We start from the raw sequence: 14,876 nt of genomic DNA, 5'->3' as shown, positions 1-14,876 counted from the left end.
CTTTTTTTACGGGTAGGGATACTCTTTATCAGGCGCATAAGCAGATAAAAATAACGAATTAGCAAGATAATTATTAAAGAGAAGTAGGTGTAATTATGGGCGTATCATCGCGTACCGCATTTCAGTTTGCCGCCATTGTTGCAATGGGTGGGTTTATCTTTGGGCTAGATGCCGCGCTTATCTCCGGCACGGTGCGCTTTGTTACTGCCGAGTTTGGGTTGAATGATTTGCAGTTGGGTTCAGTGGTTAGCGCACCGGGTTTCGGTGTGTTGTTTGCGCTAATTGCTGCGGGGCCTTTGTGCGATCGAATTGGTAGAAAGTACACTCTTATTATTATTGCTGCGCTCTATGTTTTATCCGCGGTGTTTTCTGTAATCGCCCCCAGTTACGAGGCACTTGTAGCGGCGCGCTTTATTGGTGGTTTGGCCTTCGCCTCTCTCTCTTTGGCTTCTATGTATATTGGAGAAATCGCACCAGCGGACATGCGTGGCAAGTTAGTTTCTATGAACCAAATTACTATTGTGGTTGGGTTAACGGCGGCTTATTTCTTTAATTATTTTTTATTGGAGCTTGCGGGGTCGGGTGCCCAGTGGGTGCAAACCGTTGGCCTTCAGCAGAACCTTTGGCGCTGGATGCTGGGCGTAGAAATTTTACCTGCACTTGTGTGGTTGTTGCTGCTGTTGCGCATTCCAGAAAGCCCGCGTTGGTTGATAGCTAAAAATAGAATTGACGATGCGAAGCACGCTTTGCAAAGGTTGGTGCCGGCCGAGAAGGTGGAAGAAAATTTAGCTTCTATTTGCAATGCCGTGCATGGTGAAGTGTTGGCCCCGTCTTTTGCTAAACAATTTTCTATGTTGTTTGATTCTCGCTTAAAGCGCGCAATGATAGTTGGTTTGGCGTTTGCCATAGTGCAGCCCATTACCGGTGTGAATGCAATTTTGTTCTATGCGCCTATGGTGTTTGAGCAGACTGGTGTAGGAACTAATGCCGCATTTATGCAAACAATTATCGTTGGGCTTGTGAGCTTGGTGTTTACGGTGGTGGCATTATCGTGCATAGATAAATTTGGCCGCAGGCCGCTGGTTATTGTTGGTTTGTTGTGGTCGGTGCTCAGTTTATTTATGTGTTTCTGGGCGTTTAACGAGGCTACCTATTTGTTGGAGGCTTCACACCTTGCTGAGTTGGCGGGCACTTTAGATCAGGCGCAATTGGGTGCCCTGCAAAATATGATAGGGGTGCAATATAGCAGCGACCTAGAATACAAAGCTGCATTGGCGCTTAATTTGGGGGCGGAATCTGCACGCGCTTACGAAGGGGTGCTTATTCAATTGGCGGCAACCATGAATGGCTGGTTGGTAATTCTAGGTATTATTGGTTTTATTGCTGCCTTTCACCTTTCTATTGGGCCTATTATGTGGGTAGTGTTTTCCGAAATTGTTCCCATTCATGTGCGTGGTGTGGCTATCCCCATGTTTGCATTTGTAACCAGTTTGGTGAGTTTCTTTGTGCAAAAACTGTTTCCATGGCAGTTAAATGTTATGGGCGCGGCAGAAATATTTTTATTTTACTGTTTGTCTGGTGCGGCCGGTTTGGTGTTGTTGTGGTGGTTTTTGCCAGAAACTAAGGGCAAAACAATCGAGCAAATTGCCGATGGTTTAGCGGGAGAGCAGCCCGCTTCATCTCGCGTGTCGACTTCTGCAAGCTAGGTTTTATTGTTGTTCAAGCCTTGGGTGTTGGTCTTGCATAAGCCAATGCCCAGTCTCTTTGGCGCTCTGGTGTGAGCTGGAGCGCTTTTTTTCTTTTTGTGTCGTTTTGCTCAAAACGGGCCTCTTTTGTTATACCAATCTGTTTCGAACTTTCTGTTTTTTGTATCTCAATCGTTTGAAGGCCGCGGGCTCAACGGCACAAAGCGCTTGACTATGATTGTATACAATTTACAATAGGTTGTAGATTGTAAAAATAAATGAGTAAATGCCTGATGGAAAGTATAGTGGAATTAGAGTTGCCTCAAGGTAACCCAATTAAAATAAAATCCGTAGCAGTCGAGCATTACAAGGTTCCGCTAGCTGAAGTGTTGTCTGATGCAAAGCACGGGGATCATACCTATTTTGAGCTAATAGTTAGCCGTATCACTTGCCAAAATGGTGTAGAAGGTGTGGGTTATACCTATACCGGTGGGTCCGGCGGTTCGGCAATCTATTCGCTATTAGTCGATGAAATTAAGCCTATGCTTGTTGGGCGGGACGCCACCCAAATTCTAGCCATATGGGAAGAAATTTATTGGCGCTTACATTATGTTGGGCGCGGTGGTTTAGTTAGCTTTGCTCAGTCAGCGGTTGATATTGCATTGTGGGATATTCGCTGCAAGTTGTTGGGGCAACCCCTGTGGAAAGTGGCGGGCGGTTTAAGCAATAAAACACGCTGCTATGCCGGCGGTATAGATTTAAATTTTTCGCAAGAAAAACTATTAAGCAATATACAAGGTTATTTAGACGCGGGCTTTAATGCTGTAAAAATTAAAGTTGGCAAAGATAATATTAAAGAAGATATTGCGCGTGTACGCGCAGTGCGAGAGTTAATTGGCAAAGATACCACATTTATGGTGGATGCCAACTACTCCATGACCAAAGAAAAAGCCATTCGTTTTGCTAACGCCATAGAAGACCAAAATATTACTTGGTTTGAAGAGCCAACATTGCCAGACGATTACCAAGGCTATGCCGATATCGCTCAAGCAATATCAATACCCCTAGCTATGGGTGAAAACCTACACACTATTCACGAATTTACCTATGCCGTGCAACAAGCCAAGCTTGGTTTTTTGCAGCCCGATGCTTCTAATATTGGTGGTATTACTGGTTGGTTGAACGTTGCAAGTTTAGCAAACGCACACAACTTACCGGTGTGCAGTCACGGCATGCAAGAGTTGCACGTTTCACTTATGTCGTCTCAGCCCAATGCGGGTTATTTAGAAGTTCACTCCTTTCCTATCGACCAATACACAACACAACCGCTAGCAATGGAAAACGGTTACGCACTAGCACCAGATATAGAAGGCACGGGTGTTGTGTTTGTCGATGAATTATTACGTGGCCATTTGGCTAAAAAATCCTAAACGAGGTTCACCATGAAAGCTGCACAATATGCGGGAAATAAAAGTTTTAACGTTGTAGATGGCGCTAAAGTGCCCCCCGCAGAAGGCGAGGTGTGTCTACAGGTTGGTTACACTGGTATATGCGGTACCGATATGCATATTTACCACGGGGTTATGGATCAGCGTGTTTCTATTCCACAAATTATCGGCCATGAAATGTCGGGTACGGTAGTGGAAGTAGGCGCAGGGGTGACCGACTATACAGTAGGCGACCGCGTAGTTGTTCGGCCTTTAGATTACTGTGGCGATTGCCCAGCGTGTAATGCAGGGCATTCTCATGTGTGCCATAACCTAAAGTTTATGGGCATAGATAGCCCAGGGGCCTTCCAAAGCTACTGGACAGTTAAAGCGCGCACGCTTCACGCATTGCCAGACAATGTGAGCTTAAAGCAAGGTGCACTAATCGAGCCGCTGTCTGTTGCCTGTCACGATGTAGCGCGCACGCGTTTGCAAGCGGGTGAAAAAGCATTAGTTATTGGTGGTGGCCCAATCGGTCAACTCGTAGCCTTAGTAGCAAAAAGTGTTGGCGCAGAGGTAATGATTTCTGAGGTGAGCGAAGCGCGCCTAAAGTTTGCCGCAGAGCGCGGTATTAAAACCGTTAACCCCGTAACCGACGATATTGAAGCGGTAGTAAAAGAGTGGACTGGTGGTAAAGGCGCGGACGCAGTATTTGAAGTATCTGGCGTGGCTGCAGCAGTAGAAACCATGACCAAAGTTGCCGCAGTGCGTGGTCGTATTTGTATGGTGGCAATCCATTCGCAAAAGCCACAGGTAGACCTGTTTCAGTTCTTCTGGAAAGAGCTAGAACTGCTGGGCGCGCGAGTATACGAATCGGCGGACTTCGAGCACGCTATTGAGCTTGTGGCCAGCGGCAAAATTGATGTGGATTCATTTATTAGCTCGGTAACCAGTTTGAACGATATAGGTACCGCATTTGCCAGCATGGATAACAACCCAGCCGGAATGAAAGCGTTAGTGGAGTGTAATTAATATGACTAGCCCAGTATTAAACAGCTTTAATTTGGAAGGTAAAGTCGCGCTGGTTACAGGTTGTAAGCGTGGCATAGGTAAAGCAATGGCAGTTGCATTGGCACAAGCTGGCGTAGATGTAATTGGTGTGTCGGCAAGCCTAGAAAGCGAAGGCTCAGACGTTGCAAAGGCGGTAGAGGCAACCGGCAGAAAATTTAGCGCATATAAATGTGACTTTAATAGCCGCGAAGCCATCTATACTTTTATCGAGCAAGTAAAAGCGGCGCACCCAGTTATTGATATTCTTGTAAACAACGCGGGTACCATATTGCGTGCACCGGCAGCCGAGCATGGCGACAGCCTGTGGGATGAGGTTATTAACGTAAACCTTAACTCGCAATTTATTCTAAGCCGCGAGCTGGGCCGCGAAATGGTTAAGCGCGGTTCTGGCAAGGTGATTTTTACTGCTTCGTTACTTACCTTTCAGGGTGGCATTACAGTGCCGGGCTATGCGGCAAGTAAGGGGGCAATTGGTCAACTTACTAAAGCATTGGCAAATGAGTGGGCGGGCAGCGGTGTAAATGTTAACGCAATTGCGCCGGGTTATATCGCAACCGATAACACACAAGCGTTGCGCGACGACCCAGAGCGTGCCACTTCTATTTTGAGTCGTATTCCACAAAACCGCTGGGGTAAGCCAGAAGATTTCGCAGGTCCTGTGGTGTTTTTAGCTTCTGAAGCCGCTAGCTATGTTAACGGTAGCGTGATGGTCGTCGATGGCGGCTGGATGGGGAGATAATATGAAAATTCATAACATGAAAAATTTTATCAACGGCGAATATATAGCTTCACAAGCTGATGGCGCTATTGATGTGCTAAGCCCAAGCACCGGTAAAAAGGTAGGCGATATTCCCGCAGGATGTGTAGAGGATGCGCAGTTGGCGCTGGATACAGCCAACGCAGCTCAAAAGCTGTGGGCAAAAAAAACGAACAGAGAGCGCGCAAAAATATTGCGTGTATTCGCTGCGAATATTCGTGCGGCGGCGGATGATTTAGCCAAGCTGTTAGTGAGCGAGCAGGGTAAATTACTTTCTGTTGCGCAAATGGAAGTAGAAGCCACAGCAACGTTTATAGAATACGCGTGTGATAACGCGCTTACTATAGAGGGCGATATTTTACCTTCCGATAACCCCAACGAAAAAATATATATCCACAAAGTGCCACGCGGTGTGGTTGTGGCAATTACCGCTTGGAATTTTCCGTTAGCACTGGCGGGCAGAAAAATAGGCCCAGCACTTGTTACAGGCAATGCTATCGTGGTTAAGCCAACCCAAGAAACGCCACTTGCAACATTGGCGTTAGGCGAGCTAGCTAATGCTGCGGGTATTCCCGCCGGCGTACTCAATATTGTAAACGGCCGTGGCAGTGTTGTTGGGCAGCACCTGTGCGAAAGCCCAATAACCCGCTTAATAACCATGACCGGCAGCACCCCTGCTGGGCAGCGTATTTACCGCACCAGTGCCGATCATTTAACGCCAGTAATGCTAGAACTGGGCGGTAAGGCACCATTTATCGTAATGGAAGATGCCAACTTAGAAAGCGCAGTAGAGGCGGCATTTACTACGCGTTATGCCAATTGCGGGCAAGTGTGTACCTGTGCCGAGCGCCTGTATGTACACGAATCTATTTACCCCGCTTTTATGGATAAGCTACTTGAGAAGGTGAAAGCAATAAAAGTGGGCGACCCAATGGCTGCCGATACCGATATGGGTCCCAAGGTTAATCAAAGCGAAATAGAAAATATTGATGCGCTGGTTAAGAAGGGTATTGAGCAAGGCGCAACCTTGCTGCATGGCGGTAAGCGCGCGCATGTGCCTGGCTTTGAAGGTGGCAACTGGTATGAACCCACACTGCTAGGTGATGTGCAGCAAAGTAATATTCTTGTGCACGAAGAAACGTTTGGGCCTATTTTACCTGTAGTTAAAATTAACAGTATTGAGCAGGCTATAGAGTACACCAACGACAGTGAGTATGGCCTTTCAACGTATTTGTTTACGCAAAACCTTAAATATATTCATCAATATATTGCCGAGGTTGAGGCCGGTGAGGTGTATGTTAACCGCGGTATTGGTGAGCAGCACCAAGGCTTCCACAACGGTTGGAAGCTAAGCGGCGCAGGCGGTGAAGATGGTCGTTACGGTTTAGAGCAGTACTTAGAGAAGAAGACAGTGTATTTTGCTGAATGAAATAACAGCAGTGTGCATTGCGAACCTTGCTGTAGCGCAAAGGGAGTTGCGCAAGGTGCCCCTCGTAGGGGAGAGCTAGCTGGCTTTACAGGGGCGTTTGCGGGCTTGGATGCACAGTCAATAATATTGGCAGGTTTAATTTAGCACATGTAAATATATCGAAAATAATTCAGTTATTTGCTGCCCTTATTATTTAAAAATAAATGGGTGCAATTGGAGGTCTCGTGAAAATAAATATCTCTTTTATCCCACTTTTTGTTATTTCCGCTTCAATTTTTATTGGCGCGTGTAATTCAAGTAAGCTTGAATCGGGTGTAGACTCAAATAATATTTCGCCCGTTATGTTATTCGATTTTGAAAACGATCAAGTCCCTTCAAATATTCATTTTTTAAATGCGCGTGCAAGTATAGAAACCTATACCGGTATAAATGGCGAGCCGAGTAAAGGGTTAAAGTTGGCGATGCAGTCCAAGCAGCACAGTTATACTGGCCTTGCCATTGTGCCAGAGCAGCCTTGGGATTGGAGCGAGTTTACCTCTGCTAGCTTGTATTTCGATATAGTCAGTGTTGGCGATCATTCCACACAATTTTATTTAGATGTTACCGACCAAAATGGCGCCGTGTTTACCCGCAGTATTGATATTCCAGTGGGTAAAATGCAATCGTACTACGCCAAGTTAAGCGGTCACGATTTAGAAGTGCCCGATAGTGGAGACGTTAACGATTTAAACCTCGCCTCTGGCTTGCGTTCTAACCCGCCTACATGGACATCTGACGATAGGCAGTTTGTTTGGATGTGGGGAGTGAAAAATTTAGATTTGTCGGGCATTGCTAAAATATCGCTAAGTGTGCAAAGCGCAATGCACGATAAAACAGTTATTATCGATAATATTCGTATTCAACCCAACCCGCCGCAAGATGAAAACTTCCTTGTCGGTTTGGTAGACGAGTTTGGCCAAAACGCCAAAGTTGATTACAAGGGTAAAATCCATAGTTTAGAAGAATTGCATGCAGCGCGCGATGTGGAACTGGCCGAGCTTGATGGCAAGCCAATGCCTAGTCGCTCTAAGTTTGGCGGTTGGTTGGCCGGCCCCAAGCTAAAAGCTACAGGGTACTTTCGCACAGAAAAAATTAACGGTAAATGGATGCTAGTAGACCCAGAAGGGTACCCTTACTTTGCTACGGGTTTAGACATTATTCGCCTATCTAATTCATCTACCATGACTGGTTACGATTACGATCAAGCTACTGTTGCTCAGCGCTCTGCCGACGATGTAACACCTGAAGACTCAAAAGGTTTAATGGCAGTGAGCGAAAAATCATTTGCTACGCGCCACCTAGCATCGCCAACACGAGCGGCAATGTTTAACTGGTTGCCAGATTACGATCACCCTCTCGCAAATCATTATAACTACCGTCGCTCTGCGCATTCCGGCCCACTGAAACGCGGTGAAGCCTACAGCTTCTACAGTGCCAACCTTGAGCGTAAATACGGTGAAACTTACCCCGGTTCTTACTTGGATAAGTGGCGCGAAGTAACGGTAGACAGAATGCTAAACTGGGGCTTTACCTCGCTAGGCAACTGGACTGACCCAGCATATTACGACAACAATCGCATACCGTTTTTCGCGAATGGTTGGGTAATAGGGGATTTTAAAACCGTATCTAGCGGTGCGGATTTTTGGGGCGCAATGCCAGATGTATTCGACCCAGAATTTAAAGTGCGCGCTATGGAAACGGCACGCGTGGTTTCAGAAGAAATTAAAAATAGCCCTTGGTGCGTAGGGGTATTTATCGATAACGAAAAAAGCTTCGGTCGCCCCGATTCCGATAAGGCGCAATACGGTATTCCCATTCATACCCTCGGTCGCCCAAGCGAAGGTGTGCCTACTAGGCAGGCGTTTAGTAAGCTGCTTAAAGCCAAATACAAAACTATAGCCGCGTTAAACAATGCCTGGGGGTTAAAGCTTAGTTCTTGGGCTGAGTTTGATTTGGGCGTAGATGTAAAAGCGCTGCCGGTAACCGATACTCTGCGCGCAGATTACTCAATGTTACTTTCGGCCTATGCGGACCAATATTTTAAGGTGGTACACGGCGCGGTTGAACATTACATGCCGAACCACTTGTATTTAGGCGCACGCTTTCCTGATTGGGGAATGCCAATGGAGGTAGTGAAAGCTGCCGCAAAATACGCCGATGTGGTTAGCTATAATTCCTACAAAGAGGGCTTGCCTAAGCAGAAGTGGGCTTTTTTAGCAGAGCTAGATAAGCCGAGTATAATCGGTGAGTTTCACATAGGTGCTATGGATCACGGTTCGTATCACCCCGGTTTAATTCACGCTGCGTCGCAGGCCGATAGAGGTGAAATGTACAAAGATTATATGCAATCGGTAATTGATAACCCCTACTTCGTAGGCGCGCACTGGTTCCAGTATATGGATTCGCCATTAACGGGCAGAGCTTATGATGGTGAAAACTACAATGTGGGTTTTGTGGATGTTACCGACACGCCGTACCAAGAAATGGTGGATGCAGCAAAAGAAGTAAATGCGAAAATATACACCGAAAGGCTAGGCAGCAAATAAAAAGCTTTTTAGTAAAACGCTAAATACCTGTAGGGGCAGCTCTACAGGTATTTTTTTGTTTGGAATAAATAGATGGAGGGGGGCGGCCTTAAGCCGCGCAAAAACGTATTAGCGTATATTGGCTAATAGAGCTTCTTTTGCAGCTTTAATATTGTCTTCTTTTAACGCGTTAGCAATAGCTTTGTGCTCATCAACACACGCTTTAGGGTTAGTTATACGCTTATAGTTCATTCGCATGCGCAGCACGATTGGGTGCCATAGGTTTACTAATTCTTGCCCGCCCGCTTTGTACACCAAGTAGCGATGGAAATCGATATCAGCCTTGGTTACCTCAATAAAATCTTCTTGCTTAAAAGCATCTTTAAGGCGATTGAGGATGGAGTCGAGTGCATCAAAGTCGGCATCGTCTAGCTTGCCTTTTAAACTGCTAATGGCGTGGGTTTCTATTTCCCTTCGTATACGAATCATAAGGGTTTGCATAGCGGGGTCGAGTACGCTATTAACCGATACACCGCAATTGTTTTTAGAAACAAGCAAGCCTTCTTTGGTTAATTGTAATAAAACGTCACGGATAGGGCCGCGCGATACCCCAAAGCGTTTAGAAAGCGACTGCTCGTTTAATTTAGTATTTGGGGCAAGCTCGCCCGCAATAATATCCGACCGCATTTGGTCGGCAATTTGGTCTTTTATAGTAACAATTTTGTTTTGATCAAACATGACGGAATCCATTTAGTAGGGGCAGTGCAATGCAGTAATGGTGCGGCGCCCTGTTAATGTTTTATTGTCTACCAAATAAAGGTTAAGGTAAAGCAATAAGCGGTGAAATGGTTAAACCACTTGGTGAGCCGGGACGAGAGAAAGAGAATAGGATTGGGAAAAGTAGAGCGATTCTAGATTGCCCTGGGGCACCTATTACTAATGCGATGGATTAATGGCTTGATGTAACAATTGGGCTGGCAGGTTTTATTGTTTGGCGCGCTTAGCCATTGGATTAGCTAAGCGCGGCGTTGTAGGTGTTTTTTGCGGTACTCACAGGGTGTACATTTTTGAATTTGGCTAAAACGCCGGTTGAAATTAGATAGATTGCCGTAGCCGCACTCGTAGGCAATATCAATTATGTCGTTAGTGGTAGAGGCGAGCTGTTTGCAGGCTTCTTCTATACGCAATTCATTCACAAAAGAAACAAACGTACGCCCGGTGGCGCCTTTAAAAAAGCGGCTAAAGCTTTGCGGTACTGTGCATACAAAATCTGCCACTTTGAAGGGCGCGAAACACTGCCAATGCCTGTAAACTAGCGCTATGTGCCACCTTCGCTGGCCGGCCATTTGAATTTCTGTTTGTTGTTATAAGGTATTAAGTGACTACAGCCAATATTATTGCGCTACTTGGCGCTATGTTTGTGTTAGCGGCTATTCCCGGTACCGGTGTGCTTATTGTTGTGGCGCAGGTGTTAGCTTCGGGGTTTAAGCGGGGTGGCTGGACTGTGCTGGGCATCGTATTTGGGGATTATGTATATATTGTGGCCGCCGTGTATGGGCTGGCGGCAGCGGCGCACTGGCTTGGGGATTTGTTTGATTGGGCGCGTTATTTTGCTATTGGCTATTTGTTCTTTATTGGCTTGAGCTTAATATTGCGCAAACCCAAGCCAATGCATATTCAAGCTGCACAATCTTCGGGGGCGATCCACAATGCGACAGTTGGGTTTGTAACGACACTGGCTAATCCTAAAGCAATACTGTTTTACCTAGGCTTTTTGCCCGCATTTCACGATATGAGCACCATCACCTTCCAAGACACGCTTATTGTTATGCTGTTAGCAACGGTGAGCGTAGGGGGTGTAATGCTACTGTATGCTCTTGCAGCAGCTGCAGTGCGCACCCAGTTAAATAAGCCAAGTGTACTGCGCAAAATGAATATAGGTGCAGGGGCATTAATTTTAATAACCGGCGTGATGTTGGTGATACAAAATGCATAGTAACCAATGTTTTGAGGGCACTATGTATCCGTTAGTTGTTTTTCCTGTACCTATTCGTATTTTGTAGGCTTTTTTCCTACCTCCATAGTTTGATAAATGCTATATAGGTGCTTGGCGCATAATTCTAGGTTCATCATGGTTCTAACCCCGTTTTTGTCCCGTATAGCATTTTTTACACTTGTAGCTTTGTCTACTTGTGCTGCTGCGGGTGCACAGAATACGCAGGGTAATAAATCGCAGCCCGAGCAGGATGATAGTGACATAGCCCTACTATGGAATATGCCGTTGGCCGACCTGTTACAGGTGCGTGTTACGGTAGCGAGTGGTAACCCCGAATCGATTACTGAAGCGGCTGGCACGGTCACTTCTTATGCCGCGCAAGATATCAATAAGCTGGGCTTGAATACACTTGCACAACTTGCCTCGCTAACCCCCGGGTATTCAACTTATTCTAATATTGGTGAACACACGCTCGAAACGCGCGGTCAAAAGGCGGGCGGGTTCGATAACAATCGCCACTTATTGCTTATAGATGGCATACCGGCCAATCATATTCGAGCGTACACTGCGCAAGTTGATCATAATTTGCCTTTACACTTTGCCGACCAAGTTGATTTTTTACGCGGCCCAGCATCGGCATTGTATGGTGTAAGCGCTTTTTATGGTGTCATTAGCATTAACCCTGCCCTGAGCAACCGCCGCTCTAGCCAGCCTGGCACAGCCGTTCAAGTACAAGCTAGCGATAACACTAGCAGTATTAAGTTCAACCGGTTTATTAATACAGATACCGCACAGGGGCTAATAAGCGCAAGCCACTACCAGCAGCAAGCAAGCTTAGAACCCGTTGCATCAAACCCTTCGCAATTAAACTTCGACAATCAAACAAGCGAGTTTGCCTTTAGTAAATGGCAGTGGGATAAAGGCGCGCTAACCGGTTTAACCGCAGGGGCTATGTACTCGTCTAAAAAAGGCGGGTTAGGTAACTTCTGGGCCGATTACTCTAGCGATAAAAATCACATTACGTGGAAGAACTTTCTGGCATATGCAAAATACGAAAAAGAGCTTTCAGCGAATTTAGTCTCCCACTCCTATATTAAGTACGGTTACTCATCGGAAGATGCGGAATACTACAATGCGACAGAAAGTGAACGCAGCGCTTACAGTTATCCATTTCATAATTATCAGGCCCAAACAGAGCTGCACTGGCATTTAGAAGGTGCGCAACACATTACAGCGGGTATTAATTTAGATAGCCGCTATGGCGAAGCCGAAGACGTTGAAGTGGCGGGTGTCTCTCGCGTTACGCCCAAAACACCCACGGTGCTTACACAATCTTTTTATGTGCAGTATAAAAATGAATTTGATGTATTGGATGGCTCGTTGCTTACCTTGGGGGCACGCTTAGATAATGGCAGTGCCGACAGCGAAAGCTATCAACAGGTATCTCCTCGTATTGCTTTTGTGCAAAAGTTTAACCGCTGGTTAAGTGTAAAAACCTTATATGCAGAGGCCTTGCGTGGCCCGTCGGTAAAAGAGCTGGGGGTGAACAACGAGGTGCGCATTGAACAACCCAGTGTAGAGCTACAAGATTTAAAACCAGAAACCATTCGCAGCGTAGAGTTAGCACCCTACATAGAATTAAATAATTGGTTGATGGGGCTTACTTTTTATTCCAACAAAACGTCACGCTATTTAGCACGGGATTGGTCGCAGTTTGGCGAATACATAAATATTGAGCAGGGTTTTACCAGTACAGGTATAGAGCTTGAGTTAAATTATGCCATTAATAAAAATGTAAAACTGTTCGCGAATGCTTCTTCGTCAAAAACAGAAGATAATAGCGGTAATGCCTTTTTGGATGTGCCCCGCAAAAAAATAAACCTTGGTTGGATGTGGTCAATGCTAGGTAGTGCCCCCATTAATGGCGCTGTTACCTACACATCGGTTTACGACTATGCAAATAACCTAACTAATACAAACGCGAACAATAGCGCGGCTTCGCTGGTAAATGTAAATATTGCCTACCCAATGAATCGCCATATGCAAGTGGGGTTAAATGTAACCAATGTATTTGACGATCGTGCTTATTGGCTGTTAAACGGTGAAGCCAATGTGCAAATGCCAGCAAGAGAAGCGCGACTAGATTTAACTTTTTCTTTTTAATTAATGGGTTTTTAACCCTTAGATACAAATTTGACGAGTCACCCATGAAAAACTTATTTGGTGCTATTGAAGCTGGCGGAACAAAATTTGTGTGTGCAGTAGGCTCCGGACCAGACGATCTAACTGAAGTGCGCTTTCCCACCACAACACCCCAAGAAACGCTAGGCAAGGCACTCGCTTTTTTTGCGCCATACAAAGGCCAGTTAAAATCCATTGGTATAGGTAGCTTTGGCCCAGTTGACTTACAACGCAATTCGCCAACCTATGGCTTTGTAACCAGCACACCTAAACCGGGCTGGGCAGATACTGAATTTGCGGGTGTATTTGCTCGCTTGTTTGATTTGCCGGTAGGTTTTGATACCGACGTAAACGGTGCAGCCTTGGGTGAGCAGCGGTGGGGCGCAGCGCAGGGGTTAGATAATTTTATTTACATTACTATGGGCACAGGCATTGGTGGTGGTGTAGTAGCCGGTGGTAAATTAATTCACGGTTTAGTGCACCCAGAACTCGGCCATATGTTTGTACCCAAGCAGCCAGACGATACCTTTGCCGGGCAATGCCCATACCACGGTGATAAATGCTTCGAAGGGGTAGCTGCAGGGCCAGCTATTGGCGCGCGCTGGGGCACACCTGCACACGAGTTACCCGCAGATCACCCAGCGTGGGATCTTCAAGCGCGCTATGTTGCTACAGCACTGGCGAGCCTTGTTTGCAGCTTTTCGCCGCAGCGTATAATTTTGGGCGGCGGCGTAATGGGGCAAGCCCATATGTTAAATAGTGTGCGCGAAAAAACAGTACAAGTGCTTAACGGCTATATTCAAAGCCCTGCAATTTTAGAAAATATAAATGAATATTTAGTGTTGCCTGGCCTAGGTGATAAAGCGGGCATTCTAGGTGCAATGGTGTTAGCGGAGCAGGCTTTCGATAATCGCTAGAAGCTCAACTAGCGATTACCCATTAGGAATTATTTATTATCGATAAGGGGGGGTTAGGGTTTGTAGATTAGCTTTAGCCAAACCCTAAATAACTCCCTATCTCAAATAAATCTGGCTTACCTTCTTCTTTGCCAAAGTAGCACACATCTTCTTTCTCGCCATCTTCTATGTAGCCCACTACAAAGTCGCATTTATATTTTAAAGCGAGTTTGTGCATAGCGTTCAGTGGCTCGGCTAGGAATTTTCTGTTTTTCATTTCTAGCTCTATTCCCAGTGTCCATTCGTCGTCGCGCGCGTTTATAAATTTGGCGTGGGGGTTGTCTTCGCCCACCCATTGCGCAATGGCATCTACCATGGCCTGTTCGTTTTCACCAAGGTCGGGGTTGTCTACATACATATATATTTTCATGGCTAGTCTCGGTAAATGGTTTCTATTAAATGAAAGCCAAATTGCGTTTTGATGGGGCCGTGAACAGTAAGAATCGGCTTTTTGAATACCACATTATCGAATGCTTTAACCATTTGCCCAGGGTTGAACTCGCCTAGGTCGCCACCTTGCTTGGCGGAAGCGCACAGAGAGTGCTTTTTTGCAAGGGTGCCAAAGTCTGCGCCATTGGCAAGTTGCTGTTTTAATTTTTCTGCTTCACTTTTGGTTTTTACCAAAATATGGCGCGCGGCGGCTCTTGGCATGGTTGCTCCATCAGGCTAGTGGTTAAGGGCAGGACAATACCTTAAAACGCGGCCTTTGCCCAATGGCAACTATGAGAGCCGCGCTACATCTATACGGCTTGGTAAGTTTAGCTAACTGTTAAGTTACGCACGTTAGTTTGCCTAGCAACGATGTTTTGC

At 46.0% G+C, this 14,876-nt stretch carries 13 protein-coding genes; 9 read left to right on the top strand and 4 right to left on the bottom strand.

Going from position 1 to position 14,876, the window contains the following annotated elements; genetic code table 11:
- Nucleotides 1-95 precede the first annotated feature (95 nt).
- The 6 genes from SDE_RS13870 (at nt 96) to SDE_RS13845 (ending at nt 8,954) form a co-directional block, all read left to right on the top strand.
- The gene (locus SDE_RS13870) at nt 96-1,706 is read left to right on the top strand and encodes an MFS transporter (RefSeq protein WP_011469126.1); all 1,611 of its coding nucleotides are present in this window, start codon (nt 96-98) and stop codon (nt 1,704-1,706) included.
- Nucleotides 1,707-1,990: 284 nt separating this feature from the next.
- A complete protein-coding gene (locus SDE_RS13865) occupies nt 1,991-3,115 on the top strand; it encodes a mandelate racemase/muconate lactonizing enzyme family protein (RefSeq protein WP_275450092.1) in 1,125 nt (374 codons plus the stop codon).
- Nucleotides 3,116-3,127: 12 nt separating this feature from the next.
- Nucleotides 3,128-4,144 (top strand): zinc-dependent alcohol dehydrogenase, encoded by a 1,017-nt coding sequence (locus tag SDE_RS13860; protein WP_011469124.1) that lies wholly within the window; start codon nt 3,128-3,130, stop codon nt 4,142-4,144.
- A 1-nt stretch (nt 4,145) separates the two neighbouring features.
- The gene (locus tag SDE_RS13855; RefSeq protein WP_011469123.1) at nt 4,146-4,922 is read left to right on the top strand and encodes an SDR family oxidoreductase; all 777 of its coding nucleotides are present in this window, start codon (nt 4,146-4,148) and stop codon (nt 4,920-4,922) included.
- 1 nt (nt 4,923) lies between these two features.
- Complete coding sequence (gene aldA, locus SDE_RS13850) at nt 4,924-6,369, top strand: aldehyde dehydrogenase (RefSeq protein ID WP_011469122.1); 1,446 nt, start codon at nt 4,924-4,926, stop codon at nt 6,367-6,369.
- A 224-nt stretch (nt 6,370-6,593) separates the two neighbouring features.
- Nucleotides 6,594-8,954: a beta-galactosidase gene (locus SDE_RS13845; RefSeq protein ID WP_226986429.1), complete on the top strand. Its 2,361-nt coding sequence runs from the start codon at nt 6,594-6,596 to the stop codon at nt 8,952-8,954.
- A gap of 108 nt (nt 8,955-9,062) precedes the next feature.
- Here the strand turns inward: SDE_RS13845 and SDE_RS13840 are convergent, their stop codons facing one another.
- Both SDE_RS13840 and SDE_RS13835 read right to left on the bottom strand, forming a co-directional pair.
- Nucleotides 9,063-9,671 carry a GntR family transcriptional regulator gene (locus SDE_RS13840; protein WP_041324711.1) on the bottom strand — a complete coding sequence of 203 codons (609 nt, stop codon included), beginning with the start codon at nt 9,669-9,671 and terminating at the stop codon, nt 9,063-9,065.
- Between the two features lie 278 nt (nt 9,672-9,949).
- A complete protein-coding gene (locus SDE_RS13835) occupies nt 9,950-10,210 on the bottom strand; it encodes a helix-turn-helix domain-containing protein (RefSeq protein WP_158303879.1) in 261 nt (86 codons plus the stop codon).
- Between the two features lie 101 nt (nt 10,211-10,311).
- On the opposite strand from SDE_RS13835, the gene SDE_RS13830 reads away from it, so the two are divergent.
- From SDE_RS13830 to SDE_RS13820, 3 genes are all read left to right on the top strand, one after another.
- On the top strand, nt 10,312-10,929 hold the full coding sequence (locus SDE_RS13830) for a LysE family translocator (protein ID WP_011469118.1): 618 nt from the start codon (nt 10,312-10,314) through the stop codon (nt 10,927-10,929).
- A 135-nt stretch (nt 10,930-11,064) separates the two neighbouring features.
- On the top strand, nt 11,065-13,092 hold the full coding sequence (locus SDE_RS13825; protein WP_011469117.1) for a TonB-dependent receptor plug domain-containing protein: 2,028 nt from the start codon (nt 11,065-11,067) through the stop codon (nt 13,090-13,092).
- A gap of 44 nt (nt 13,093-13,136) precedes the next feature.
- Complete coding sequence (locus SDE_RS13820; RefSeq protein ID WP_011469116.1) at nt 13,137-14,027, top strand: ROK family protein; 891 nt, start codon at nt 13,137-13,139, stop codon at nt 14,025-14,027.
- A 73-nt stretch (nt 14,028-14,100) separates the two neighbouring features.
- Here the strand turns inward: SDE_RS13820 and SDE_RS21395 are convergent, their stop codons facing one another.
- On the bottom strand, nt 14,101-14,436 hold the full coding sequence (locus SDE_RS21395) for a hypothetical protein (protein WP_011469115.1): 336 nt from the start codon (nt 14,434-14,436) through the stop codon (nt 14,101-14,103).
- A gap of 2 nt (nt 14,437-14,438) precedes the next feature.
- Nucleotides 14,439-14,717, bottom strand: coding sequence for a peptidylprolyl isomerase (locus SDE_RS13810; RefSeq protein ID WP_011469114.1), 279 nt, complete (start codon nt 14,715-14,717; stop codon nt 14,439-14,441).
- Between the last annotated feature and the right edge of the window lie 159 nt (nt 14,718-14,876).

Source organism: Saccharophagus degradans 2-40 (assembly GCF_000013665.1).
Lineage (GTDB): Bacteria > Pseudomonadota > Gammaproteobacteria > Pseudomonadales > Cellvibrionaceae > Saccharophagus > Saccharophagus degradans.
The sequence above is the reverse complement of the archived record's forward strand: the minus strand, read 5'-3'. Positions and strand labels throughout refer to the sequence as shown.